Annotated in this window: 20 protein-coding genes; 15 read left to right on the forward strand and 5 right to left on the reverse strand. The window is 52.7% G+C overall.

What is annotated here, in order from left to right; all coding sequences use genetic code 11:
• Positions 1-211 precede the first annotated feature (211 nt).
• Genes cysQ through cysD form a run of 3 tightly spaced genes read right to left on the reverse strand, consistent with a single transcriptional unit; the run spans position 212 to position 3,804 of the window.
• Positions 212-979 carry a 3'(2'),5'-bisphosphate nucleotidase CysQ gene (gene cysQ / locus LG301_RS15475; protein WP_404472045.1) on the reverse strand — a complete coding sequence of 256 codons (768 nt, stop codon included), beginning with the start codon at positions 977-979 and terminating at the stop codon, positions 212-214.
• An 18-nt stretch (positions 980-997) separates the two neighbouring features.
• Positions 998-2,902 carry a sulfate adenylyltransferase subunit CysN gene (cysN, locus tag LG301_RS15480; protein WP_404472046.1) on the reverse strand — a complete coding sequence of 635 codons (1,905 nt, stop codon included), beginning with the start codon at positions 2,900-2,902 and terminating at the stop codon, positions 998-1,000.
• Positions 2,902-3,804, reverse strand: a complete 903-nt coding sequence (cysD, locus tag LG301_RS15485) for a sulfate adenylyltransferase subunit CysD (protein WP_404472047.1) — start codon at positions 3,802-3,804, stop codon at positions 2,902-2,904. Before cysD ends, cysN begins: the two co-directional genes overlap by 1 nt.
• Positions 3,805-4,023: 219 nt before the next feature.
• On the opposite strand from cysD, the gene LG301_RS15490 reads away from it, so the two are divergent.
• The 8 genes from LG301_RS15490 to LG301_RS15525 all read left to right on the forward strand — a co-directional run bounded on the left by LG301_RS15490 (position 4,024) and on the right by LG301_RS15525 (position 12,022).
• A complete protein-coding gene (locus tag LG301_RS15490; protein ID WP_404472048.1) occupies positions 4,024-5,751 on the forward strand; it encodes an SLC13 family permease in 1,728 nt (575 codons plus the stop codon).
• 122 nt (positions 5,752-5,873) lie between these two features.
• Positions 5,874-6,944, forward strand: a complete 1,071-nt coding sequence (rfbB, locus tag LG301_RS15495) for a dTDP-glucose 4,6-dehydratase (protein ID WP_404472049.1) — start codon at positions 5,874-5,876, stop codon at positions 6,942-6,944.
• Positions 6,941-7,819 (forward strand): glucose-1-phosphate thymidylyltransferase RfbA, encoded by an 879-nt coding sequence (rfbA, locus tag LG301_RS15500; protein WP_404472050.1) that lies wholly within the window; start codon positions 6,941-6,943, stop codon positions 7,817-7,819. Before rfbB ends, rfbA begins: the two co-directional genes overlap by 4 nt.
• Positions 7,820-7,861: 42 nt before the next feature.
• Entirely contained in the window at positions 7,862-8,956 is a 1,095-nt protein-coding gene (locus LG301_RS15505) for a DegT/DnrJ/EryC1/StrS family aminotransferase (RefSeq protein WP_404472051.1), read from the forward strand.
• Positions 8,953-9,642 (forward strand): WbqC family protein, encoded by a 690-nt coding sequence (locus tag LG301_RS15510; RefSeq protein WP_404472052.1) that lies wholly within the window; start codon positions 8,953-8,955, stop codon positions 9,640-9,642. Before LG301_RS15505 ends, LG301_RS15510 begins: the two co-directional genes overlap by 4 nt.
• Positions 9,643-9,678: 36 nt before the next feature.
• Positions 9,679-10,665 (forward strand): hypothetical protein, encoded by a 987-nt coding sequence (locus LG301_RS15515; RefSeq protein WP_404472053.1) that lies wholly within the window; start codon positions 9,679-9,681, stop codon positions 10,663-10,665.
• A gap of 11 nt (positions 10,666-10,676) precedes the next feature.
• Positions 10,677-11,672 (forward strand): sulfotransferase, encoded by a 996-nt coding sequence (locus LG301_RS15520; protein WP_404472054.1) that lies wholly within the window; start codon positions 10,677-10,679, stop codon positions 11,670-11,672.
• Between the two features lie 128 nt (positions 11,673-11,800).
• On the forward strand, positions 11,801-12,022 hold the full coding sequence (locus LG301_RS15525; RefSeq protein ID WP_404472055.1) for a hypothetical protein: 222 nt from the start codon (positions 11,801-11,803) through the stop codon (positions 12,020-12,022).
• Positions 12,023-12,063: 41 nt separating this feature from the next.
• Here the strand turns inward: LG301_RS15525 and LG301_RS15530 are convergent, their stop codons facing one another.
• Positions 12,064-15,084 (reverse strand): glycosyltransferase, encoded by a 3,021-nt coding sequence (locus tag LG301_RS15530; RefSeq protein WP_404472056.1) that lies wholly within the window; start codon positions 15,082-15,084, stop codon positions 12,064-12,066.
• Between the two features lie 157 nt (positions 15,085-15,241).
• The gene (locus LG301_RS15535) at positions 15,242-16,957 is read right to left on the reverse strand and encodes a flagellin (protein ID WP_404472057.1); all 1,716 of its coding nucleotides are present in this window, start codon (positions 16,955-16,957) and stop codon (positions 15,242-15,244) included.
• A gap of 258 nt (positions 16,958-17,215) precedes the next feature.
• Here LG301_RS15535 and LG301_RS15540 point away from each other — a divergent pair, with 258 nt between their 5' ends.
• The 7 genes from LG301_RS15540 to LG301_RS15570 all read left to right on the forward strand — a co-directional run bounded on the left by LG301_RS15540 (position 17,216) and on the right by LG301_RS15570 (position 26,586).
• A complete protein-coding gene (locus LG301_RS15540; protein WP_404472058.1) occupies positions 17,216-18,463 on the forward strand; it encodes an efflux RND transporter periplasmic adaptor subunit in 1,248 nt (415 codons plus the stop codon).
• Positions 18,460-21,582, forward strand: a complete 3,123-nt coding sequence (locus LG301_RS15545; protein ID WP_404472059.1) for an efflux RND transporter permease subunit — start codon at positions 18,460-18,462, stop codon at positions 21,580-21,582. The genes LG301_RS15540 and LG301_RS15545 overlap by 4 nt, the downstream gene beginning before the upstream one ends.
• Before the next feature lie 163 nt (positions 21,583-21,745).
• Entirely contained in the window at positions 21,746-23,140 is a 1,395-nt protein-coding gene (locus tag LG301_RS15550) for an NAD(P)/FAD-dependent oxidoreductase (RefSeq protein WP_404472060.1), read from the forward strand.
• Between the two features lie 11 nt (positions 23,141-23,151).
• A complete protein-coding gene (locus LG301_RS15555) occupies positions 23,152-23,493 on the forward strand; it encodes a hypothetical protein (protein ID WP_404472061.1) in 342 nt (113 codons plus the stop codon).
• 209 nt (positions 23,494-23,702) lie between these two features.
• Positions 23,703-25,127, forward strand: a complete 1,425-nt coding sequence (locus LG301_RS15560; RefSeq protein WP_404475297.1) for a cytochrome ubiquinol oxidase subunit I — start codon at positions 23,703-23,705, stop codon at positions 25,125-25,127.
• A complete protein-coding gene (gene cydB, locus LG301_RS15565) occupies positions 25,124-26,122 on the forward strand; it encodes a cytochrome d ubiquinol oxidase subunit II (RefSeq protein WP_263066996.1) in 999 nt (332 codons plus the stop codon). Before LG301_RS15560 ends, cydB begins: the two co-directional genes overlap by 4 nt.
• Positions 26,123-26,232: 110 nt before the next feature.
• On the forward strand, positions 26,233-26,586 hold the full coding sequence (locus tag LG301_RS15570) for a carboxymuconolactone decarboxylase family protein (RefSeq protein ID WP_404472062.1): 354 nt from the start codon (positions 26,233-26,235) through the stop codon (positions 26,584-26,586).
• Positions 26,587-26,648: the final 62 nt, after the last annotated feature.

Raw genomic sequence — 26,648 nt, forward strand, 5'->3', positions numbered from 1 at the left:
AAGTATTAGGTTTTAAAAGCCACTATATTAACTATTTCTTGGCTTTCAAAACGGTAACGTTAGCAAAACATGATTTTTTTGACACCAACCCTCTCAGTTCTCAGGCTCATCGGTTTTCCGAATTTAAACCCCTTTGGGGGCTTCGTCTTGCCATTGTGTAATGTTTAATTATGGAACACCGGCAACTTTTGGGCCGTTGGGAATGGCATCATTAAAACCCCCATACCACAAAATGCGGGTTGAGCTTCTCATTCGGTGTGGCATAGGAAAGCGGCTCACCTTCCAGCGTTTCTACTCGGCCACCGGCATAGCACACCACCGCTTGTGCAGCACCGGTATCCCACAGGCAGGTGGGGCCTAAGCGCGGGTAGGCATCCGCTTTGCCTTCGGCAATCAAACAAAGCTTCAAAGAGCTACCCATGGGCAGCATCTCATATATGCCTAGCTCATCCAGCCAGGCGGCTAAATCTGGGCTTGGGTGTGAACGGCTACCGACCACCCGCCACGTTGCGCCTGCTTCTGGCTCGCCTGCTACTTGAATGGCATGACGTTGGCCCTCGGGGGCGATCTTAAACGCACCAATGCCTTTAGCCGCGACATAAGCAGTGCCAAGTGCTGGGGCCGTTACCACACCCAGCACAGGAATACCGTTTTCAATCAGCGCGATATTAACGGTGAATTCGTCATTGCGCTTGATAAATTCTTTGGTGCCATCCAGCGGGTCTACCAGCCAATAACGGCCTTGTGAATCAACTCCTGCAAAGCCCTCTGTGTCCTCTTCAGAAAGAATCGGAAGCTGAATCGGAAGCGCCTTTAAACCGCGCATAATCACGCTATGCGCGGCCTGATCCGCCTCCGTTAAAGGACTTTTATCGTCTTTTTCTTGCACACTGAAATCACGGGCATAGACCTGCATAATGGCATCGCCCGCCTCGTAGGCAATATGTTCTACTGCATCCAGTAGCGCTTGATTAATCATTAATCTCGGCCCTTGTGTTTAGCTGATTAGCCCACGCTCACGCAGCGCATTAATAACCACTTCCGCGGCTTCTTCAGGGCTCATTTCATCGGTTTTTAAGTGAACATCCGGCGCTTGTGGCGCTTCATAGGTGGAATCAATACCGGTAAAGTTTTTCAGCTCACCGCGGCGGGCTTTTTTGTATAAACCTTTCGGGTCACGGGCTTCCACCACATTCAGCGGGGCATCCACATAAATTTCGATGAACTCGCCCTCTTCCAGCAAGTCACGGGCTAGCTGGCGCTCGCTTCTGAAAGGCGAGATAAACGCCGACATCACGATAAGCCCGGCATCCACCATCAACTTGGCGGTTTCCGCTACGCGCCGCACGTTTTCAACACGATCTGCATCGGTAAAGCCCAGGTCACGGTTCAAACCATGACGAACGTTATCGCCATCCAGCAGGTAGGTATGCTGGCCATTACTAAACAGCTTTTTCTCGACAAGGTTCGCAATGGTAGATTTGCCAGCCCCCGAAAGACCCGTAAACCACAGCACCGCAGGTTTTTGGCCTTTCGCTAAGGCACGCGCCTGTTTGTCGATATCCACATGCTGCATATGAATGTTTTGGCTGCGCCGCAGCGCAAAGTGCAGCATTCCTGCACCCACCGTATTATTGGTCATACGGTCGATCAGGATAAAACCACCGGTGTCCTGGTTATCTTTATACGCATCAAATGCCACTGCACGGCTCAAACTAAGATTGCACACAGCAATCCCGTTCAAATCCAGCTGCTTGGCAGCCATGTGTTCCAGCGTATTAACGTTTACCTGATACTTAATATCGGTCACTGTTGCAGTTACCGTTTGAGTACCCAGCTTCAGTAAATAAGGGCGGCCTGGCAGCAACGGTACTTCATGCATCCACACAAGCGTCGTCTCAAACTGGTCGGCGGTATGTGCAGGTTGATCAATACCCGAAATGATATCGCCACGGGAGATATCAATTTCATCTTCTAGCAATAACGTAATCGATTGACCTGCCACGGCTTCGTCTAAATCGCCATCGAAGGTGTAAATACTCGAAACGGTGCTGGTTTTGCCGGAAGGCTGAACACGGATTTGATCGCCAGGGCGCACCACACCGCTGGCCACCATACCGGTGAATCCTCGGAAATCGAGGTTTGGACGGTTCACCCACTGCACAGGCATCCTGAACGGCGAACGCTGCAGGCGCTCACCGTCTACTTCAACGGTTTCCAGGTAACCCATCAATGTGGTGCCGTGATACCAAGGCATTTTCGCGCTGTGCTCGACAACGTTATCGCCCTTCAGCGCTGACATCGGGATGAAGGTGATACTTTCCAGCCCTAGCTGTTTGGCGAATACTCGGTACTCTTCAACGATCTGATCAAAACGTGCTTTTGAGTAATCCACCAGGTCCATTTTGTTGATAGCCACGATGACATGGCGCATGCCTATCAACGACATCAAAAAACTATGGCGGCGCGTTTGAGTCAAAATGCCGTGGCGGGCATCCACCATTAAAATAGCGGCATCGGCGGTGGAAGCACCGGTCACCATATTGCGCGTGTACTGCTCGTGCCCTGGCGTATCCGCCACAATAAACTTGCGCTTATCGGTCGAGAAAAAACGATACGCCACATCAATGGTAATACCCTGTTCGCGTTCGGCTGCCAAACCATCCACCAGCAATGCAAAATCTATCTCGCCGCCCTGGGTGCCATACTTTTTAGAATCCGCTTCAATCGCTGCCAACTGGTCTTCAAACAGTAGCTTGGATTCAAACAGCAAACGGCCGATCAAGGTACTTTTACCATCATCAACGCTGCCGCAAGTGATAAAGCGCAGCAAACCCTTATGCTCATGAGATTTCAGGTACTGCTCGATATCCGCGCCGATTAACTCCGATGAGTGCGCCATTAAAAGTACCCCTCTTGCTTTTTCTTCTCCATAGACGCTGCGCTGTCATGATCAATCACACGGCCCTGGCGCTCGGAGGTTTTGGTCAGCAACATCTCCTGAATAATGGCGGGCAATGTATCCGCCTCAGATTCGATAGCGCCGGTTAACGGGTAACAACCCAAGGTGCGAAAGCGCACTTTACGCATCATGGGTACCTCACCCGGCTTTAGCGGCATGCGCTCATCATCCACCATGATCAGCGCCCCATTATGCTCAACCACGGGGCGCTCGGCTGCGTAATATAGCGGCACGATGGGAATATTCTGCAAATAGATGTACTGCCAAATATCCAGCTCGGTCCAATTAGAAAGCGGGAACACACGAATAGACTCTTTAGGGTGCTTGCGCGTGTTATAGAGTTTCCAAAGCTCTGGGCGCTGGTTTTTTGGGTCCCAGCCATACTGCGCGGTACGAAAAGAGAATACTCGCTCCTTGGCACGCGATTTCTCTTCATCGCGCCGAGCCCCACCAAAGGCTGCATCAAAACCGTATTTATCTAACGCTTGCTTCAAGCCCTCGGTTTTCATCACATCAGTATGAATCGCCGAGCCGTGCGTAAACGGATTGATATCTTTTTCAACGCCTTCTGGGTTGATGTGCACCAGCAGCTCCATGCCCATTTCTTCCGCCATTTTGTCGCGGAACTCGTACATGGCGCGGAATTTCCAGCGTGTATCCACATGCAACAAAGGGAAAGGCGGTGGAGAAGGTGCAAACGCCTTGCGCGCCAGATGCAGCATCACCGCTGAATCTTTGCCCACGGAGTAGAGCATTACCGGGTTTTCCGTCTCGGCAACCACTTCACGCATGATCTGGACACTGTCTGCTTCTAGCCGCTGCAAGTGGGTGAGTGATGTCATCATCTTTCCCAAAATTGTGTAAAAACAGTTTTATGTGGTCACTCAATGCCTGCTTGAAACGAGCAATGCGTAGCGAACAACCAACAATAACGTCATGTTTTAGATAAACAAATAAAGTAAAATATAACCACATTGAAGGTTATTATTAGATATCATCATAAAAATCTGCTTAAAATCCAGTAAAAACATCATTACCCCCTATTTACATAAGGACCCAACATGACGCCCTGGGCCGTCCTGTTATCTATCACCGTATTATTAGCGCTGTTAGTCAGTGGCAAGGTAAAGCCCGCCATCGCCTTTGTCACATTGGCAGGGGGATACCTTATTACGGGGGTTATCGACACAAGCGCTTTACTGGTGCAATACACTAACCCAGCACTCGCAACGCTATTACTGCTACTTTTGGTATCGCTCGCGTTGGAACGCTCGCCCTTGCTGGGCTGGCTTTCTCACCATCTTTTAAAGGGCCACCCCAAGCTCGCCACCGCACAGCTCATGGGCTGTACTGCTGTTTTATCCGCTTTTTTAAACAATACCGCCGTGGTGGCTGCTTTTCTGGGCGCTATTACGCGCCAGCAAAATATTGCCCCCTCCCGGCTGCTTATCCCGCTTTCGTATGCCTCAATTCTTGGGGGCATCACCACGCTGGTAGGCACTTCTACCAACCTAGTGGTGAACTCTTTTCACCTCAATGCCAGCGGTAGCGAATTGGGGATGTTTCAATTTAGCTTGGTTGGCATACCGGTTGCCTTATTAACCCTAGCCGTGCTGCTTTGGCGCGCCAACGCGCTACCTCATCACCGCCTTGAAGACACCCAAGAACAACTTGCCTATTTTCTAGCAGCAGATGTGGAAGCCCACTCCCCGATGATTGGCAAAAGCATCGAAGAGAACGGCCTGCGTAACCTGGATGGCCTTTACTTGCTAGAAATAGAGCGCCAAGGGCGACTCATTAGCCCCGTAGCACCGGATGAACGGCTTCAAGCAAGCGATACGCTGGTATTCACTGGCGAAGTAATCAAGGTACAGGCGCTACAGCGGTTTCCTGGGCTAAACCTGTTTGGGCATCAAGCTGATCACCTGCTGGCCACTAACCTAGTAGAAGTTGTGATTTCCCACGAGTCGATCCTTCCAGGAAAAACACTGAAAGAGGTCGATTTCCGCAGTCTATTCAGTGCAGGAGTGGTAGGTATCCGCCGCGGAGACAAACGCCTAGAAGGCCAGCTAGGGAAAATACCCCTGCGCGTAGGTGATTGCCTGCTGCTAGCCGTCAGCGCAGACTTCCTCCAGCACCGCAACCTAGACCGCAACTTTCACCTTTTAAGTGGAAGCTTTACCCGCCCCCAACTTAGCCGCAAAGAGAGCCTTATCACCCTTAGCGGCTTTGCAGGCGTGATTACCCTGGCTGCCGCTAACTGGCTGCCGCTTTTTCACGGGTTACTCATTTTTCTTGGCATGCTGCTATTGCTGAAGGTCATCAGCATGGCTGAATTACGCCGACGCTTCCCCTTCGAGCTTTGGCTGATTATTGGTTCCGCTCTGGCGATTGCCCAAGCGCTGGAAAACTCTGGTGCTGCAGCCCTGCTGGCACACGGCATGCAGAGCCTGTTTAGCGGCTACGGTGTTTATGCCGCTTTTATTGGCTGCTACTTACTCACGCTGCTACTAACCGAAACCGTTACCAATAACGCCGCCGCCGCGTTGGCCTTTCCTATTGCCTGGAGCACCGCCCAGGCATTCGGTGCCGACCCACTCCCCTTAGTGATGGCCGTGGCGTATGGTGCCAGCGCCTGCTTTCTCATTCCGTTTGGCTACCAAACGCATTTAATGGTGTATTCGCCAGGGCGATACAAAATAACGGATTTCCTCAACATCGGCTTACCTGTCAGCCTCACCTACTCCGCTGCCGTGTTGCTCATCACACCGCTGGTATTTCCGTTTTGATGTACTGCCCTTCAAGCTCGCTTTTCTTGCGATTAACTAAAAATATTTATGGCAAACTCATCAACCTTGAATGGCTTTTATGCTTTTATAACAACGCTTAAGTACCAGGGCACCCAAACCACATGGCCACATTGTTTGTAACGGGCGGCGCAGGCTTCATTGGCAGTGCCGTTGTGCGCTACTTGATAGAAAACACCGATTGGCGCGTGATCAACATTGACAAACTGACCTACGCTGCCAACCTCAGTGCGCTGGGCGATGCGCTGACTAACGCGCGCCACCACTTGGCACAGGTAGACATCTGTGACCAAACTGCGCTCAACGAACTGTTTGCTCAATACCAACCTGAAGCGGTTATGCACCTAGCCGCTGAAAGCCATGTAGACCGCTCTATTAGCGGCCCAGCTGATTTTATTGAAACGAATATTGTCGGCACCTACACACTGTTAGAAGCAAGCCGCCACTACTGGCAAACATTAGCGAGCAGCAAGCGGGGGCGGTTTCGCTTTCACCATATCTCGACTGATGAGGTGTATGGTGATTTGGCATCTAACGACCCAGCGTTTACTGAAACAACACCTTATGCACCAAGTTCACCTTACTCCGCGAGCAAAGCGAGTTCAGACCATCTAGTCAGCGCTTGGCACCGCACCTATGGCCTACCCGTACTGATCACGAACTGCTCAAATAACTACGGGCCATGGCAGCATCAAGAGAAACTGATCCCGTTAATGATTAACCGAGCGCTGGCGGGAGAAACCTTGCCAGTTTATGGCGATGGGCAACAACGACGAGACTGGTTGTATGTTGACGACCATGCACGCGCTTTGTATCGAGTACTGACCCAAGGGCGCATAGGAAACACGTACAACATTGGCGGTAACAATGAATACCGCAACATTGATGTTGTGCATGAGATATGTAGATTACTTGATGAGATAGCACCCAGCGCTGGTGGTTCCTATTCAGAGCAAATCAGCTACGTAACAGACCGCCCTGGGCACGACCAACGCTACGCTATCGATAACAGCAAAATCACGCATGAACTTGGATGGAAGCCCCTGGAAAGCTTCAGCAGCGGTTTGCGCAAAACTGTTGTATGGGCCCTTGGCATGAATAAGCACTCACCATTTCAAGAAGCAATCGTTGATGCCGATAACGATATTACAACGCATCGCGAAGGTCAGTTATGAAAGGCATTATCCTTGCAGGCGGAAGTGGCTCCAGGCTATACCCCATTACTCTGGGTGTCTCCAAGCAGCTGCTGCCCATCTACGACAAACCCATGATCTATTACCCGCTTTCAGTGCTGATGCTGGCGGGTATTCGAGATATCTTGATCATTACCACGCCTGATGATCAAGCAAGCTTTCAGCGATTATTGGGTGATGGCAGTCGCTTTGGTATCCATTTGCAGTATGCAGTACAGCCTAAGCCTGAAGGTTTAGCACAGGCATTTTTAATCGGGGAGTCTTTCATCGGCACCGATAACGTGTGCCTAGTGCTGGGCGATAACATTTTCTATGGCCAAGGTTTTACGCCCAAACTCAAAGAAGCCGTTACCAGAGCAGAAGAAGGCAAGGGTGCCACCGTATTTGGCTACCAAGTCAAAGATCCTGAGCGTTTTGGCGTAGTAGCGTTTGGCGCAGATAAACGCGCCCTATCAATCGAAGAAAAGCCTCCAAAACCGCGTTCAAACTATGCCGTTACCGGCCTGTATTTTTACGATAATGACGTAATTAATATTGCCAAAATGGTACAACCCTCTTTACGAGGAGAGCTAGAAATCACCAGCATCAACCAAGCCTATTTGGATCGCGGCGATTTACATGTGGAACTTTTGGGTCGCGGCTTTGCGTGGCTAGATACCGGCACCCACGAAAGCTTGCTAGAAGCCGCCCAGTTTGTAGAAACGATAGAGAAACGCCAGGGCTACAAAATTGCCTGCCTTGAAGAAATTGCCTTCAACCAAGGCTGGTTAAGCCAAGAAACATTGGTCAGGCTAAGCAAGCCGTTAGAAAAAAGCGGTTACGGTGCTTATTTGCAGCAACTTGCCAACGGTTTATAGGCAGCCGATACCGCACTATTTCGCTCAATAAAAAGGCACCCAATGATTCCTGTTACCAAGCCTTACCTGCCTAACCGTGAAAAACTCAACCGCTACATAGATGGCATTTATGAGCGCGCCTGGCTCACCAATAATGGTGAATTAGTACAAGAGCTGACCAAGCGCTTAGAGGCATATCTTGGGGTAGAAAACTTACTGCTTGTCGCTAACGGCACCCTGGCCTTGCAAATTGCCTACCGAGCATTGGGCATTAGTGGCCGTGATGAACCTACTGAGGCCATCACCACGCCATTTACGTTTGTGGCAACCGCCAGCTCGTTAAAGTGGGAAGGTGTAGCGCCAGTATTTGCAGATATTGACCCAAACACTTGGTGTCTTAACCCAGCCAACATCGAACCAGCGATAACCCCGAACACCCGCGCCATCGTGCCCGTACACGTATTCGGCAACGCATGTGATGTAGAAGCCATCGATGCCATCGCCCAAAAGCATAATCTGAAAGTTATCTACGATGCCTCTCATGCCTTTGGTGTGAACTACAACGGTGAAAGCCTGCTTAAACACGGCGATGCCGCCACGCTTAGCTTTCACGCCACCAAACTTTTCCATACCGGCGAAGGTGGCGCGATTGTATTCAAACGTAAGGAAGACCTAGAGCGCGCCAAGAAAATGATAAACTTCGGCATTACCGGGCCGGAGACTATCGAAGAACTAGGCATCAACGCCAAGATGAATGAGTTGCAGGCGGCGATGGGCTTGTGTGTGCTGGATGAAATGGCAGAAAACCTGAAAGCCCGTGCCGCCGTATGGCACCGCTACGAACGAGCACTAAACCAGATCCTGCAACTGCAGGCCAAGCCAGCAGAGCTGGACTACAACTACGCCTACTTCCCGGCAGTGTTTGAAAGCGAAGAACAAACTATACGTGTGGCTGCAACGCTGAAGGAAAACGGCGTGCTGGCGAGGCGGTATTTCTACCCATCGCTGGAATCTGTGGAGTGTTTGAGCGCTGAGGCAGACCAACCCGTATCCAAAGATATCGCCTGCCGGATACTTTGCCTGACAATCTTCGATCAGCTCTCAGAGAATGACCAGAAAAACATCATCAACTTGATTGCGGCGGAGCTGAAGGCATGAAACTGGCAATTATGCAGCCATACCTGTTCCCTTATATCGGCTACTTTCAGCTGATTTACGCCGCCGACCTTTTTCTTATTTACGACGACGTTGCGTATATAAAACAGGGCTACATAAACAGAAACAGTATCATGTCAGCGAATGGTGCGGCACGATTTACTATTTCAGTGCCGGGTGCTTCTTCAAACAAATTGATATCAGAGTTGACGTTCTCTGGGGATGTGGCAAAAGTTCTTAAAACGATAGATCAAAGCTACTCCAAGGCTCCTCATTTCGAGGACGTATTTCCGGTGATAAGGGGAATTTTGGAACTGGAGGACCGATCAATTGCTTCCGTTTGCCAAAAAAGTTTTAAGGATATCTTTTCCTATCTTGGTATAGAAAAGCAGTTCAAGAAGACGAGCGAACTTCAATACAACCGCTCTGATACCGCCCGCGACCGCCTGATTGCCTTGTGTCACCAGTTTGGTGCTGATTGTTATATCAATGCACCTGGTGGTCGAAAGCTTTATGCAAAGCCGGAGTTTGCCGAGCAAGGTATCAATTTGAAGTTTGTTGATTCTTTGCCGATCGAATATTTTCAGGGAGCTGAAGAGTTTGTTCCCAATTTGTCAATTATCGATATGCTGATGAATTGCCCGCCAAGCCAAGTAATAGCGCACATAGAGCATTATGAGCTTGGTTAGATTTCTGAATTTGCACATGACCTTCAGGTTGGTTATTTGATGATGGGGTTTAGTAACGATTCGGCTATTGGTGGCTACCAGGGGTTAGAGTTGCCCCTTGTTGACGAAAACGCTGCGCGAGGGATGATTAAAACTAACTCTGCTCGGTCTGCTATTAAACTTGTTCTGAGCTCCTCAGGGGCAAAGAAAATTTGGTTACCTGCCTACACCTGCGATGCCGTATTAGAGGCTGCAAACGATGTAGGCTTGACCATTGAATTTTATAAGGTCAACAGCAGTTTTGATGTCGATCCCGCACTGCAGCTCAAGGCAGAAGAATTTATATTGATCGTTGACTACTTTGGGCTCTGTGGTAAAGCCGTTAAGCGTAGTGGATGCCGATTCAACCATAAACAAACGATTATCGATTGCTCGCAAGCCTATTTTACACAGCCTGCCGGTTCTCTGGCGACCATCTATTCCCCAAGAAAATTCTTCGGCCTACCAGATGGCGGCTTACTCTATTCAAACGACCCTCGTATCAAGCAGCCAGAACAACGGGATGACTCTTCGGAAACCAGAATGGCTCATCTGTTCAATCGGCTTACTAACAGCCCGGAAGCGGCCTATCAGCAATATATAGAGGCCGAGCAGGAAATCTCGAACTTGCCGGTTCAGGGGATGTCCTGTTTAACGGAGCGCCTGCTTCAATCAGTCGATTACCAAAAGGCGAAAAAAAAACGAACCAAGAACGCTCAATATCTTCACGAGCGTCTGGGGCAATACAATCAGCTGAACCTCAATATTGATGAAACTGTAGCGCCCTTGTGTTATCCGTTTCTGCCGAGTGTGAAAGCAGCTAGTAAGGCTGATTTAATAAAAGAGCGGGTGTTTGTGCCAACCTATTGGCCCGAGGTGCTGGGCCGAGTGGAGGAAGGTTCTTTTGAATGGAACCTTGTTACGAACGGCTTGTTCCTACCTTGTGATCAGCGCTACAACGAAGACGACATGGACAGGCTAATAAGCCTGCTCGCAATCAAGTAAAAGGTTACAAAATGGCCGCTCCAGAAAATCGGACAGAAAAATACGCACGGGTTTCAGCTCTTGAGGAGTTGCTCAAAGACCTGAATAGCAACTTAGCGGGCGCTAATAAAACTTATCTGAAAGACTCAGACGAGCGTTTCTCTAAGGTCTTCCTTATGGGGCCGCATCGTTCTGGCAGCACGTTATTCATGCAATGGCTCGCCAACACCGGCCTCGCAGCCTACCCAACCAACATGCTATCCCGTTTCTTCGGGGCACCTCTGGTAGGCGCAAAAATCCAGCAACTGTTGACGAATCCACGCTACAACTTCCGTAACGAGATTCTGGACTTCAATTCCGACATTAACTTCAGTTCCGACAACGGAAAAACCACGGGCGCGCTGGCTCCAAACGAATTCTGGTACTTCTGGCGCCGCTTCCTGCCGTTCGAGGAACTGGATTATATGCCAGCGGACGAGTTAAGGCAAAAAGCCAACCTGACAGGCTTCCGGGACGAACTGAACGCACTGGCGAACATCTTCGAAAAACCGTTCGCCATGAAAGCCATGATTATGAACCAGAACATCCCGGAGCTGGCCGAACAGTTCGACAAGCCACTGTTCATCTGGATTCACCGCGACCCGATCTTTAACATCCAGTCTGCACTGGAAGCCCGAAAGCGCCAGTACGGTGATATCAACACGTGGTACTCGTTCAAGATCAAAGAATATCCGCACCTCAAAGACCTGAACCCGCTCGAATCCGTAGTCGGCCAGATTGCGGCCATCAACCGCTCGGTAGAACAAGGTATTGCGGCGTTGCCCGAGCATAAGAAGCTGGTTGTTCAATACGAAGACTTCTGCCAGCGCCCGGAGCACTACTACAACGAAATCACCCGCAGACTGGTTGAACAGGGTGGCGTGAGTAAAGAGCTAGTGCCGGAATACTCTGGGGAAGAGAGTTTCTTGAATACCAATCGCTGGCGCTTGCAGGAATACTCTATTGAGGAGGCGGCGTCAGCCTTATAAAAATAAGCCAAATAGTAAAATAAAACTAATATTAACATAAGAATTATATGATATTGACAAAGAAAAAATCAGCCATATACTGAAAATGTTCATTTTTATGAACATTGACATACTAATAAGGAGCAAGAATGAATATCAAAAATGCAACACAAGAATATCTTGAAAAGACATACTGCCATCTTAAAAATGTTGTACTACCTAACAACCAAGATAACTGGAATAACTTCCCTATATCAAATAATCCTGATGAAATCGTTCCCTGGGAAATAATTCAAAATGAGATAGTCACCACTATGAAAGCTATTGAAGATGAACTCAAAGCGCGAGGTTTAGGTCTTCCAAACTGTTAATAAACATAACCCGCTCTAAAACGAGCGGGTATTGAACAACTTCAAATAGCTGCTTTACTTGCATAATACTTAGCCATATCTTTTCGCCCACGTTTCTCATGGTATATGGATATCCACTTCATACTATTAGACAACATCTTTTGTTTTTCTTTAGGCGTTTTACTAGACCATGTGGAATCAGCATGCAAACGGTATGCAGCTGGTTTGACATCCTCTAAATAAGCACTATCTCCATAAAGTCCTAGCATCGAAATTAAAAAATTATCTCCATTACCAACATTACCTTTCTCTTTTGGAAATTTATCAAATTTTTTCCTAAACATCATAGAAAGAGTCAGTACAAAACAATCATTTTTCAGCAGCTCATCACTCGTGAAGCTTCTAATGCAATGCTCAGGGAGTTTTGATTCTTTTACCAACGTCTCATTGTCAAAAACAAACGCATTATGGTGCGTCACTACACAATCTGGGTGCTGCTCCATATAGTCAAATTGTATTTGAAGCTTATTGCTGCCTGTCCAGTAGTCATCACCTTCACAAATTGCCACATACCTTCCTTTTGTTAAAGGTAAGCATATATCTAACGGCTTTTTATTTTGAGAATACTGGTTTTCTGTCTGGTAAATAGGCCGAATTAGCTCAGGGTATTGCTCAGCATAGCGTTTGATGACTTCTTGGGTGCCATCTGTTGAGGCGTCATCGTGGATAATGACCTCAAAGGGAAAGTCAGTTTTCTGCGCGATAAAGCCCTTAATCGCATCTTCGATAAAGTTCCCATGGTTGTAAGCTGGGCATATCACACTCACCACCGGCTCACCTTTTACATGCTCGCTTTGCGGGATAGCTGGGCCTGCCGGTGGCGGTACCTCTGATTTAGGCGCGACTAACCCTTGAGCAACCAGGTATTTTTCACCTAGCGCTAGATCAACCTCATTCAATAGCTCATAAGCCATATCCTTCGCTTCAAACACTGTACTCAACACAAAAGCCAGCTTCAGCTTTTGCTCTTCGCTCAGCGCGGCCATGCGTTCTTGGCTGGGCAGGAACAACACATCGGCACTTTCTTGCTCGGTGGCGGGGCGTTCTTGGGTCTTGATGGTACTTGGGATATGGCTGTGGTGTTGAATATCGTTAAACCGATAAAAACGAAACCCGTTGCGGCTGGCCCAGTGCTGTAGCTCTGCCAGGTTGGGTTGTTTTTCGTGGGTGTGCTGGAAGGCCACGCGGGCTTGAATTAACAGCGTGTCTTTTAATGCTTTTTCACCGTGAGCCAAAATGGTGAGAGCATCGCTAAGATCATCCAGAATCAGCCAGTCTAAGCTTGGCAGGCCTTCAATGCTATCCAGTGCGATGGTGTTGATGGGCAGTTGGGTGAGCGCCTTAGCGCCTTGGCGGCGGTGTTCTGGCAGCGCACTTTCAGGCAGAAGGTTAAGCGTGCTGGTGAGCGTTGCCTCTAGGCAGGCGTTCAACGCCGCTGGTTGGCCATCCCCCAGCAGAGCGTGTTGGAAGAGTTGAATATGCTCGTGCCCTTCATACGCTTTTGGGTTTGCGATTTCACTGGCGGGGTCAAAGGCTAACACCGTAAACGCGTTAGTCGTGGCCAGCTTATCTGCCGCACCTGTTTTAATCAGCTTGGCACGATTATCCAACACTACGACCTTGCTGCTTAGCTGCCAATCAAAATCGAGCGTTGGTTTAGGTGCAGCCGGTACTATTACTTTTTGCGGCGCTGCTGGGGGCGGTGATACGTAAACCTCTGATGAAAGCGTGGGCTTTGCAGCAGTGCCTGCTAAGTGGTGCTTGTGCTGCTTGCGCTGCGGTACGCGAAAATCTTTGTTGCCTGCCTTTTGAGCGACCAGCGGCGCTAGCGCTTCTGTTAAACGCTTGGTGCTAACGCTAATATGATGCTTTTCACGCCCTACGCGCTCTGCCCGTGCTACATAGGTTTGGTAGTGTGCTTCATTATCGTAAAAGGCGGTAACGGCTTCCACCAGCGGGGCAAGCTCTTGCTCGCTGAGCAGATGCTGATAGGGCTGTTCATAGCAGGCTTCGGGTAAATCAAGCTTAATGCCTGCATCATCAATCATTTCAGGCATGCCGCCACGGTTGGTGATAATGACAGGAATGCCATTGAGCATGGCTTCTGCCAATACACGGCCAGAACTTTCCCACCACAGGCTTGGAGCTAGCAGCACCCGCGCGCGGCTGTATGGGTCACGCATATCGCTGGTATTAGGCGTAACAACCACATTGGGCAAGCTGCTTCGCTCTTTTCCCACTTTGCGAGTAACCGTGCGCAGCACCTGTTGCCAATCGGCGCGGGCTTCTACTACTTCAATTTCAATATCCGGGCGGGCTTTTTCTAGCTGCAACGCCAGCTGAATAACAATGCTTGCACCCTTTTCAAAAGAAGGGTTTACAAATAGCAGCCGCTTAGGCTCATGGTGGTTGGTCACAAACTGCTGTGAATCGATAAACTTACCCAGCGGTGTGGCTACAAAACCCACCGTTTCTCGGTACATGCTTGCGGTTGCTTGGCTATCGCACAGTATTAGATCGATATCCCGGCACCAGCGGGGCGATTTGTAGTTGCCGTTGGCCAGATAAAAGGCGGTAGGAATATCGCGCGCCCTGGCTTCGTCGGCAATTAACAGCTCTAGGGGCTGCCCACCGTAAAACCAAACAACGTCGGGTTTAAAGCTATCTAGCAAATAGATATATTGGCGGTGCCAGTTATCTTCTACCGTTGCGCTAATGTTCGCCCGATAGGTACTTTTACTCACAATCAGCTGGTGAGTAAGCGGCCCATCTTCAACTTCAACCATATGGCCGTCGGCTAGCAATCTAGGTGCCATTGATTGAAATAGCTGAGCGCCTTGAGGGTGGTCAAACACCGTCGCGCCAAGTATTTCAACCTCATAACCCGCTTTCACTAGCTGATTGAGCATCTGCCGAACCGTCATGCTGGCACCGCTAGAGGTGTCTAATAAGCAGAAGGGGGTCGCCCAAAGCAGGCGGGGCTTACGTTTTTGCGCCGCTAAAACAGGTGTTTTTTTAACCATTCCAAACCTATCCTATGTGTTTTCAGGCTAATGCCCTTCAGCTTGATGCTACGCGAAAGGTATTAGGCTGAAAATGAAAAAAACCGGCCCTGTAAGGAGCCGGTTCATTGTATTACTCAACAATAAAGCGTTCGCTTTATCAAGGCCAAGCCTTAGATTAACCCAGCAGAGAAAGGACGTTCTGCGGCAGCTGGTTAGCCTGTGCCAGTACAGAGGTACCGGCCTGCTGCAGAATCTGCGCGCGGGTCATGTTGGCCACTTCCATTGCGTAGTCTGCATCTTCGATGCGCGAGCGTGCAGCAGAGAGGTTCGTTTCATTAGTCTGCAAGTTGGTAATAGCAGACTCAAAACGGTTCTGCACCGCACCTAATTCAGAGCGCAAGCTGTCAACCTGGGCTAGTGCTTCGTCTAAGGTAGACAGCGGATTTTCGGTTGCATCACCAGCAGTTGTCTCATCTGTTGTCAGCTGCCCACCGCTTACGTATACAGTCGCACCCACTTCCTGCTCGTACTTAGTACCCGCCATGGTGTTAGTACCATCGGTATCCGCCAGCGTAAAGGTACCTGCCACTGTCACTTCGCCAGTTTCATCGTTGACGTTGTATTCAGTACGGAAGCCTTCAACAGTCGTCAATTCATCGTTGCCATCAACGTAAGTATCAGTTGAGGTAGTGCCGCCAGATCCTACAGTCACAGCCCGCTCAGCAAAACCATCACCTAGAGTTACTGTTGAATCAGTGGTAGCTTGTGTTAGAGCTGCTTCGACTTCAGCCGCACTAGCGGTATCACTGAAAGTGATGGAGTCACTACCATTACCAGTGTAAGTGGTACCATCAATAGTGAAGGAGTTACTTCCAGCGGCTGCTGTTTCTACAAGTGCATCAATCGTGGCAACTTGAGCACCACCACCACTATTGTTGGTTAGCTCTCCAGCGGCAGAAATGTAAGCGGCTTCGCCATTAAGTGTAATACCGCCCGTGGAAGTAATTTCAAAGGTTGCAGTATCGCCACCAGCAACTTCATAAGTACCCGTTTTGGTGCCGTTGGCAGGCGTAAAGCCTTGTGCGTCAGCAAAGTCAGCTGCAGCTGTACCACCAGAAGCAACAACAGTATTATCGAACGAAAAGTTACCAGCATTAGCATCGAAGGTATAAGTAGCAGACGTTGTAGCACCACTCACTGCAACTGTATTGCCATCTTGCATACTACCAAGAAGATCTTCAAATGTTGCCGCATCGTGATTGGTTACAACACCCCATTCACCACCGCCACTCGCCAGCGCTTCTGTACCTTGGTTTCCCTGAATGTTTGTTACAGTCGCGGTTGCGTTTTGCGTTTCACCACTACCATTAACGTTAAAGCCATTTAGGCCGAGGGTGCTGGAAGTGATTTGTTGCAGATTGACTGAAATGGTTTGACCATCATCAGCGCCAACTTGAATGCTCAGGCCGTTATCGCTAGAAAGGACTTTGGTGCCGTTGAAGTCAGTTTCTGCGGCAATACGGTCAATTTCTGCCATACGCTGGTTTATTTCGTCTTGGATAGAATCCAAGTCAGAAGCGCTGTTGGTGCCGTTTTGCGCCTGAACGGTCAGTTCACGCACACGCTGTAGGTTATCGTTTACCTGGTTCAAACCACCTTCAGCGGTTTGAGCGATGGAGATACCATCGTTGGCATTACGCTGCGCTTGGCCCAAGCCAGTAATTTGTGAAGAGAAACGGTTGGCAATGGCTTGACCAGCGGCGTCGTCTTTCGCACTGTTGATACGCAGGCCAGAACTCAAACGCTCCATGGAGGTTTGCAGGGCGTTTTGTGATTTGGACAGATTATTCTGGCCAATCATGGAAGTAATGTTGGTATTGATCACTGACATGGTGTGATTCTCCTTGCGTTAACACTGGCCTTGAAGGCCCGCTTTTCGGCCACTGTGTGCGCCGTTGTATTAGTTAACGGCGCGGCGCGGGGAATCTTTAGGCTTATCATCAAGAAAATAATGTAAAAAATAGTAACCAAGAAAGCAGGTTTCTCATTTTGAGTGCGCTGCATTGTCGCAACCTTGCGATCCGCCGATATGATTAGGGGTGCGAGCGGGTTAAGATAGACACGCCTTATTCCATATAAAGATATCCTTATGCTGAAGCGCTTACTCCCGCTGGTGATTCTGCTGCTGGGCATTGCCAGCTTTATGGCGTTGCGTTACACGCGCCCGGAACCCGCCCCTGTGGCGGCGCAGGAGCGGCGCTGGCCTGTGGAGGCGCTGAGCGTCTCCCCCGGCGAGCATGTGCCGCTGCTGCCGCTGTTTGGGGAAGTGGTGGCACCCACCCTGGTCACCTTTACGGCACCGGTTCAAGCGCGGGTGGCCCAGCGGGCGGTGAGCGACGGCCAGCGGGTCGCTGAAGGTGAGCTGCTGATCGCCCTGGATGAAGACGACCTGGCATCGCCGCTGCGCCAAGCCGAAGCGGAACTTGCTGACCTGCAGGCCCAGCGGGAAAACGAGCGCATCCGCCATGAGAATAATCGCCAGGTATTAGCCCAAGAGCGCAACCTGCTCGCCAGCGCCAACCGCCAGTTGGAGCGCAACCGCTCCTTGGAGGGGCGTAACCTTGCCTCGCAAACGGAGGTAGATGCAGCCCGGGATGCCGTGGCCCGCGCCCAGCTAAGTGTCTCCGCCCGTGAAAGCGCGATTGCCGAATACCCCTCTCGGTTAGCCAGTTTAGACGCCCGCCTTGCCAGGGCGCAGGTGCACGTGGCCGATGCGCAGCGCAACCTAGCGCGTGGCCGCGTGCATGCGCCCTTCGCGGGCAGCGTCACGCGGGTGAACGTCGCGGAAGGCGACGATGTGACCCCCGGAGCTGCGCTGCTCTCACTTTACCCACACGATGGCCTGGAGCTACGCGCCCGCATCCCCCAGCCCTACCACGCGGAGCTGGAAGCGCACCTGCAACAGGGCGCGCCGCTTGAGGCCACCGCCACGGGTGGCGACCAGCGCTTTGTATTGGAACGTTTGGCGGGGGAAAGCGACCCCACCGGCACTGAGGCGATTTTCGCGGTGCAAGGGCAGGCACACGGCTTGCGCCCAGGGGCGCTGGTGGCCGTGCAGCTGCGCCGCCCTGGGGTGAAAAATGCCATTGCCGTGCCCTACTCTGCCTTGCACGGGGCTGATTTACTCTATCGCATCAATCACGATAACCGCCTGGAGCGCCAGCGCGTCGAGCGGCTGGGGGAAGTCGCCCAGCGCAACGGGGAGCGCTGGCTATTAGTGCGTGCAGAAACGCTGGAAGCGGGCGACCGCATTATGTCGACCCACCTGCCCAACGCAGTGCACGGGCTGCCGGTGGAAGTCACCCAACCCTCGGCTGGCGCTGAGGCCAGCCCATGACCCCGCGCGGCGATTTTATCGGCTTTTTTGTTCGCCATAAGGTGGCGGCTAACCTTGTGATGCTGGTGATGCTGCTGGGCGGCGCGCTGGGTATTGCGCGCATGAATATCCAGTTTTTCCCCACCTTCGCGCTTGATGTAGTTAACGTACGGGTGATGTGGAGTGGCGCCTCTGCCGAGGATATCGAACAGGGCATTACCAACCCGCTGGAGCAGCGGCTGCGCAGCCTGGATGGCTTAAAGCGCATGACCTCCACTTCGGCCCAGGGCATTGCCAATATCACTCTGGAGCTGGAGGAAGGCAGCGACCCGGTGCTGGCGCTGGATGACATTCGCCAGCAGGTGGATAGCTTTACCAACCTGCCTGCCAGCGCTGAACCGCCGGAGATCTCCCGCCAAGCGCGTTACGAACCCGTTGCGCGCCTGTTGGTGCATGGCGATCTTGCCCCCCATGAGCTGCGCAAGCTCACCCATCGGTTTGAAGACTCGCTGCTGATGGCGGGGATTGATCGTATTCAGCTTAACGGGCTGCCTGCCCAACAAATCAGCATCGATGTGCCTGCCGAACGCCTTCAAGCGCTTGGGTTATCCCTTGGCGACGTAGCCGCCCAGGTGCAGGGCATGTCGCGGGATTTACCGGCGGGCTTGTTAGGCCAGCAGGACAGCACCCGTGAACTGCGCTCGCTTGAACAGCACCGCGATGCCCTGGCGTTCGAGGATATGCCGGTGCTGAGCAACGACCGCCTGCAGCTGCGCCTGGGCGACATCGCCCACATTCACCAGGAAGCGCGGGATGGGGAAGTTGAGCTGACCTACCGGGGCCAGCCCGCCGTTGAGATGATTTTGCAGCGCGCAGAAAGCGGCGACTCGCTTCAAGCCGCACAGCGCCTGGAGCACTGGCTGGCCGAAACGCGCCCTACGCTGCCGCCCAGCGTTGCGTTAGCGGTTTACGATGAGTCGTGGCAGCTGATCGACGAGCGTATTTCGTTGCTGCTGGGCAATGGCCTCACCGGCCTGCTGCTGGTGGTGATTCTGCTCTACTTCTTTCTGCCTGCCCGGGTGGCGCTGTGGGTCGCCATTGGGATTCCTACCGCGTTTCTCGCTTCGTTAGGGGTTTTCTGGGGTATTGGCGGCTCGATTAACATGATGTCGCTATTTGCGCTGATTATGGCCCTGGGGGTGATTGTTGATGATGCGATTGTGGTGGGCGAAGACGCAGACGCCCACCACCGCATGGGCGAAGACCCCAAACTGGCCTCTGCCGGTGCCGCCCGGCGCATGCTCTGGCCCGTGGTGGCGTCGTCGCTCACCACGGTGGCGGCGTTTATGCCGCTGCTGATGGTCGGCGGGGTGATTGGCAATATCCTCGGCGATATTCCGATTATTATGATCTGCGTGCTCATCGCCTCGCTGCTGGAGTGCTTTGTGGTGCTGCCTGCTCACCTGCGCAATGCGTTTATACCCGCTAACAAGGCCAAGCGTCCTCCCCGTGGTATTGAGCGGCTGCGCCAGGGGTTTGAAGCGCGTTTTGATCATTTCCGCGAGGGGCGCTTTCGGCGCTTTTCCCAGCGCTCGCTGCGCTACCGTGGCGTTACGCTAACCACCGCGCTGGCCATCACGCTGGTCACGGCTGGGCTTCTGGCCGGTGGCCGCATCGGCTTCACCTTCTTTCCCTCGCCGGAATCCAGCATTGTGTATGCCAACGCCAGCTTTGTGGCAGGCACCCACCGTGGCCAAGTGGCGGAGTTTGTCGACCACCTGCAGGCCACCTTGCAAGAAACCGAGGACGCCATGGGCGGCGGCCTAGTGCGCACGGCGGTTGCCCATTACGGCAGCACCCAGGCAGGCGGCGCACCGGCACGCACCGGCGATGGCGTGGGTTCCGTGATGGTTGAGCTAACCTCACCGGATGCCCGCGACGTGCGCAATGTGGAATTTATTCGCGCCTGGCGCGAACGGATACAAACCCCGGCGGGGCTGGATAGCCTAAACATCACCGAGCGCGCCGCTGGCCCGCCGGGTAAGGATGTCAATATTCGGCTAACCGGAGAAGACGCCGAAGGCCTGCGCCATGCCGCCGATATTCTTGGAGAGGCGATGGCCGGGCTGCCCGGCGTGCTCAGCACGGAAAACGATATGCCCTGGGGGCGCGAGCAGCTGATCTACCGCGTGAATGCCTACGGCCAAGCGCTCGGCCTGACCACAGACGACCTGGGTAGCCAGCTGCGTACTGCTTTTGATGGCCAAATTGTGCAGATACACCAATCCGGTGCCGATGAAATTGAGGTGCGCGTGCAGCTGCCCAGGCACCAGCGCGAGCGCTTATCGACCCTTTCCAGCCTAGCGGTGACGCTCGCGGATGGCCGTCAGGTGCTGCTCTCGCAGGTGATGGAGTTATCCCACCGCCAAGGGTTCGAGACCTTACGCCATGCCGAAGGCCAGCTGGCCGTTGAAGTAACCGCTGAGATTGACAGCCAAACCACCTCCGCTGAGCAGGTGCTGGAAAGCCTCTCCGCCGAGCTGCTGCCCCGTTTAGAGCGTGAATACTTCCTCACCGCCAGCTTTGAGGGCCGGGCGGCCGACCAGCGCGAAACCCTAGCGGATATGCGCACCGGCCTGATAATTGGCTTGGGCTTGATGTACGGCGTTTTAACCTGGGTGTTTGCCTCTTGGACTCTGCCGCTGATTGTGATGGCGATTATCCCCTTTTCCCTGGTAGGCGCCCTGCTGGGGCACTGGGCGCTGGGGATCAACCTGACGATTTTATCGCTCTTCGGCCTGTTTGGGCTGTCCGGCATCGTGGTGAATAACGCCATTATTCTGGTGAGCTTTTACCGCCAGCAGCGCGAAAAGGGCTTAGGCATTGACGAGGCGCTCAATGAGGCCGTTGTGCAGCGGATTCGAGCGGTGCTGCTCACGTCACTGACCACCATTGGCGGGCTGCTACCGCTGCTGTTTGAAACCTCGCTGCAGGCTCAGTTCCTGATTCCCATGGCCACGTCCATTGCGTTTGGTTTAGGAGGCTCCACGCTGCTGGTGCTGTTTATTATCCCTGCGCTGCTTTCGTGGGCTGAGCATGGCCGGCAACGCTTGAAACAGCGCTATCGCCCAAGCGCTTAATGCGCTCGCTAGCGTTTGACTATCCGTTTTTAGCGCCCTTTTTACTGACGTTTCCCGTCTGCCAGGTAGGACAAAATGCCTATGGCGTTTTTGCGCAAAAAATACATAATGGAATAACATTATATCTAAAAGGTATATGTTAGCTTTCACTTAAGGAGCACCCATGCAAACGCCACCCGTAATGACACAGCACATGACGCGCAGAGCGTTATTAAAAACCGGCGCAGGATTGGGAGCAGCTAGCCTGCTTCCGCTCAGCGGGCTGTCGGCGAATACGCTGCAAACGCAGGCACGCATCGTGATTTTGGGCGGCGGTGCAGCGGGGTTGGCGATGGCAAACCGGCTCGCCCAGCGGCTTCAGGGCGGCACCATTACGCTGGTAGAGCCACGCGAGACGCACCACTATCAGCCGGGCTGGACGCTGGTGGCGTCCGGCGTGTGGAACGCAGCGAAAACCATGCGCCCTAACGCGCAGTTTATGCCCCGTGGCGTTGAGTGGCTGCGTGAGCACGCGGCCAGCATTGATGCCGACAACAAGCGTATTACGCTGGCTAGCGGCTCTGCCCTTGAGTATGACTTCTTGGTAGTGGCAACTGGCATTCAGCTCAATTACCACTTAATTGATGGCATGACGCCAGAGCTGGTGGGCCAGCACGGCATTGGCAGCGTGTACGCCAGCATTGAGGGCGCCTCACGAACCAACCAGGCCATTCAAACCTGGTTAAACAGCGGCCAAGGCAAAGGCATTTTTACCGCCGCCCCCACCCCGGTGAAGTGCGCCGGAGCACCGCTGAAGATGACCTTCACGACGCTAAGCCGACTGGAAGCCTCTGGGCAGCGTGATGCCTTTGAAGTGGACTACATGGCACCGGGGGCGGGCCTGTTCTCGCAGCCGTGGGTCGATGCATTTGTGAAGCAGCGCTTTGACGACCAAGGCGTTAATAGGCGCCACCACTACCGGCTCGCCGCCATTGACCCGCGGGCTAAACAGGCTGAATTTACCTTTGTAGGGCCTGAAAGCGAATTTACCTCCCACCATCAGCTGCGCGAAGCAGAATTTAGGCGCTATAACCAGCCCACCGTGATTGCCGACTACGACTTTATCCACGTCGTCCCGACGATGAGCGCCCACGAGTTTGTGAAACAGAGCGCGCTGATCGCCCAAGACGGGCCGTTTAGGGGCGAGTGGCTGGATGTCGATATCCACACGCTACAGCACACCCGTTACCCCGAGGTGTTTGGCATTGGCGATGTGATTGGCGCGCCCATCAATAAAACCGCCGCCAGCGTGAAAGCCCAGGCGCCGGTGGTGGAAGAGAATCTGCTGGCCGTGATGCAAGGCAAAACGCCCCCCGCCCGGCATACGGGCTACACCTCGTGCCCCATGATTACCGGTATTGGCAAGGCCATGCTGGTGGAGTTTGGTTACGCCGACGACTTCGCGTTTATGCCGTCGTTTCCCTTCATAGATCCCACTGAAGAATCTTGGTCGGTATGGGTCATGAAAGACCGCATGCTGCAACCCGCTTACTACGCGGTGCTTGAAGGCCAAGCTTAAGGAGAACTGCAATGTCCATTGGCGGAATGCTAACCATAGTGATGTACGCCTTAGCGCCCTTTATGTGGCAGCTGATAGGCGGGGTTTTTATTATGATCAGCGCGCATCTGCTCGCTTATCTGCGTGGCTATCAGGTCACTCGCCACCATAGCCGCCTCGCCACGCTGCTGGCGTTATTGATAGGGCTCACGGCGCTACTCTGGGTGCCCTGGCTCACACACTCAACGCTTGGCTATGTGGCCACCGTTTTTGATTGGATAGCGCTTGTTGGCGCGGCCATCGCCACGTTTTTCATCGCCCTTATCATCCTTCAACCCTTGGTCTTTTTGATCAGCCCTCAGCGGGAGGCATAAACGGACGCGCGCATGGCGGGGCGTCTATTGATGCGACAATACGCCATCGCCAAACCGCTACTTTCGGATGTCGCTACGGCCTCGCCTCTTGTATTATTAGATATGTAATAAGCATATTTCAAAATGCAATATAAGAGAAATACGGTCTATCTAGCAAGCGTGAATCGACCGTCTATCTCTTATTATGCGTCATGCTCTTGGAGGTTATGATGGAGCTCGATCCGCTGGTTTTATCCCGCCTGCAGTTTGCGTTTGTGGTGTCTTTCCACGCTATCTTTCCCGTGTTCACGATCGGCCTTGCGTCGTATATCGCGGTGTTGCACGGCTTGTTCTATAAAACGGCTAACCACGCATGGGACCGGCTAGCCCAGTTCTGGACCAAGGTATTCGCCGTGGTGTTCGGCATGGGCGTGGTGTCCGGCATTGTCATGTCGTTCCAGTTTGGAACGAACTGGAGTAACTTTTCGTACGCCACCTCGAATTTCCTTGGCCCGGTGCTCAGCTACGAGGTTGTCACGGCGTTCTTCCTGGAAGCGGCTTTCTTGGGCGTGCTGTTATTTGGCCGCAATAAGGTGCCCCAGGGAGTTCACCTGTTCGCCGCGATCATGGTGGCCATCGGTACGTTTATCTCGTCGTTTTGGATTCTTTCCGCTAACAGCTGGATGCAGACACCGGCGGGCTATGAGCTGATTGATGGGCGCTTCCATATTACCTCCTGGTTTGAAGCCATTTTTAACTCCTCGTTCTGGTACCGCTTCGCGCATATGGGTATGGCGTCGTTCCTTACCGGTGGCTTTGTCGTGGCGGGGGTTAGCGCGTGGTTTTTGTTACGCAACCGCGACGTGGAGGCCAACAAAAAAGCGCTTTCCATGTGTTTATGGCTGCTTCTCTTTCTGGCACCCGCACAGGCGGTGATTGGTGATTTTCATGGTTTAAATACCCTGGAACACCAGCCGACGAAAGTTGCCGCTATGGAAGGTAACTGGGAAACCCGCTCTAACGTTCCGCTGCTGCTGTTTGCGCTGCCGGATCAGGAAAACCAGACCAACCGTTTCGAGCTGGGTATTCCCAACATGGCGAGCATCATCCTCAAACATAGTGCGGATGGCGTGATCCCCGGTATTTCCGAGGTGGCACCCGAGGAGCAGCCGCCTGTCATGCTGGTGTTCTGGTCGTTCCGCGTGATGGTGGGCCTTGGCTTCTTAATGATCGGCGTCGCGCTGGTGGGGCTATTGATGCGTCGCAAAGCGCGGGTGTTTACCAGCCCGCTGTTCCTTAAAACGCTGGTGGCGATGATTATCACGCCCTTCCTTGCGGTGCTCTCGGGCTGGATTGTGACAGAAGCGGGCCGCGCCCCTTGGCTGGTGTATGGCGTGATGACCCACGCGCAGGGCCTTACGCCCTCGTTAACAGGCGGTATGGCGCTGTTCACGCTGATTGGCTATATCGCGGTGTATAGCGTGGTGTTTGTGGTGGGGGTGTATTACCTCACCCGCGTGGTGCGTAACGGCATGCTGGATAACCCTGTCGAAATTGACGGTGAGGTTGAGCGTCCTAAGCGCCCGCTTTCGGCGGCGCATACGCCGCTGGATGACGACTTTAGCGACAACACCGCAGGAGCGAACGCATCATGAGTATCGACTTAGCCTTGATTTGGGCCGTCATTATCGGCTTTGGCGTCATCATGTACGTGATTATGGATGGCTTCGATTTGGGCCTGGGGATCTTGTATCCCTTGGCGCCTGACGAGGAATCACGCGATGTGATGATGAATTCGGTAGCGCCCGTATGGGATGGCAATGAAACCTGGCTGGTACTGGGTGGCGCCGGGCTTTTGGGCGCTTTTCCACTGGTCTATTCGGTGTTCTTGCCCGCGCTGTATATCGGCGTCTTTCTGATGCTGGCCGGGCTGATTTTTCGCGGTATCTCGTTTGAATTTCGCTTTAAATCGCATAAAAACCGCCGCTGGTGGAACCGTGCGTTCTTCTTAGGCTCAGCCGTTGCTGCCTTTGCCCAGGGCGCCGTGGTGGGTGCCTATATCCAAGGCTTTGCCGTTGAGGACTTTCGCTATGTGGGCGGCGCGCTCGACTGGTTAACGCCGTTTACCGTGCTGACCGGGTTAGGATTAATGGCCGGTTATGCGCTACTCGGCGCCACGTGGCTGATTATGAAATCAGAGGGGCACGTGCAGCAGTGGGCCTACGCGATCACGCCTAAACTGCTGCTCGCGGTCTTGGCCGTGTTCGCGATTGTGAGCATCTGGACACCGCTGGTTAGCCCTGAAGTGTATAGCCGCTGGATGGATCAGCTCCGGCTTATTTGGGTCTTCCCGCTGCTCGCCTTACTCTGCTCAGGCATGGTGTACCGTTCGGTGAAGCGCCAAGATGAGGGCCTGCCTTTTGTCATGGCGCTGGGGATCTTCCTATTTACCTACCTGGGGCTGATTGCCAGCAAGTGGCCGGTGATTGTGCCGCCTAACTACACCATTTGGGATGCCTCGTCCGCACCGGAGTCCCAGCTGTTTCTGTTAATCGGCTTCCTATTCGTAATTCCTATCGTGCTGGCCTACACCGCTTGGACCTACTGGGTATTCCGCGGCAAGGTGAAAGTAGGCGAAGGCTATCACTAAAGCAGTCTTTAAAAACAGCCCTTAAAAACAGCCCTTAAAAACGTCAATTTAAACGACCATTAGCGGCTTAGGATTTACCCGTAACCCTCACGCTTTGTTAGGAGGCAAGCATGCATAAAGATTGGCAAAAAACGACCCAAGACCTCTCCGCGCTGATGCAGGATATTGGCAAAAACATCCCCGATGTTGCCAAGGGGTTCACCCAAATGGCGAAAGGCGCCAACAAAGAAGGCGCGCTTTCACACAAGTATAAAGAGCTGATGGCGCTGGCGATTGGAATTAGCGTGCGCTGCGACGGGTGCATTGCGTTTCACGCCAAAGCGGCGGCGGAGCTGGGCGCCACTCGCGAGGAAGTGATGGAGATGCTGGGCGTGTGTATGTACATGGGGGGCGGGCCAGCGTTTACCTACGCCGCCCAAGCGCTTGAGGCGTTCGATAGTTTCGCCAATCACGACAAGGTATAGGTGGCTCGTCGCTTTTTACTCTCCACTCTATGCGCTACGTCATCGCCCTCTTTTATGCATAA

The sequence above is a fragment of the Vreelandella venusta genome (genome assembly GCF_044809155.1).
In the GTDB taxonomy this organism is placed as follows: Bacteria; Pseudomonadota; Gammaproteobacteria; order Pseudomonadales; family Halomonadaceae; genus Vreelandella; species Vreelandella venusta_B.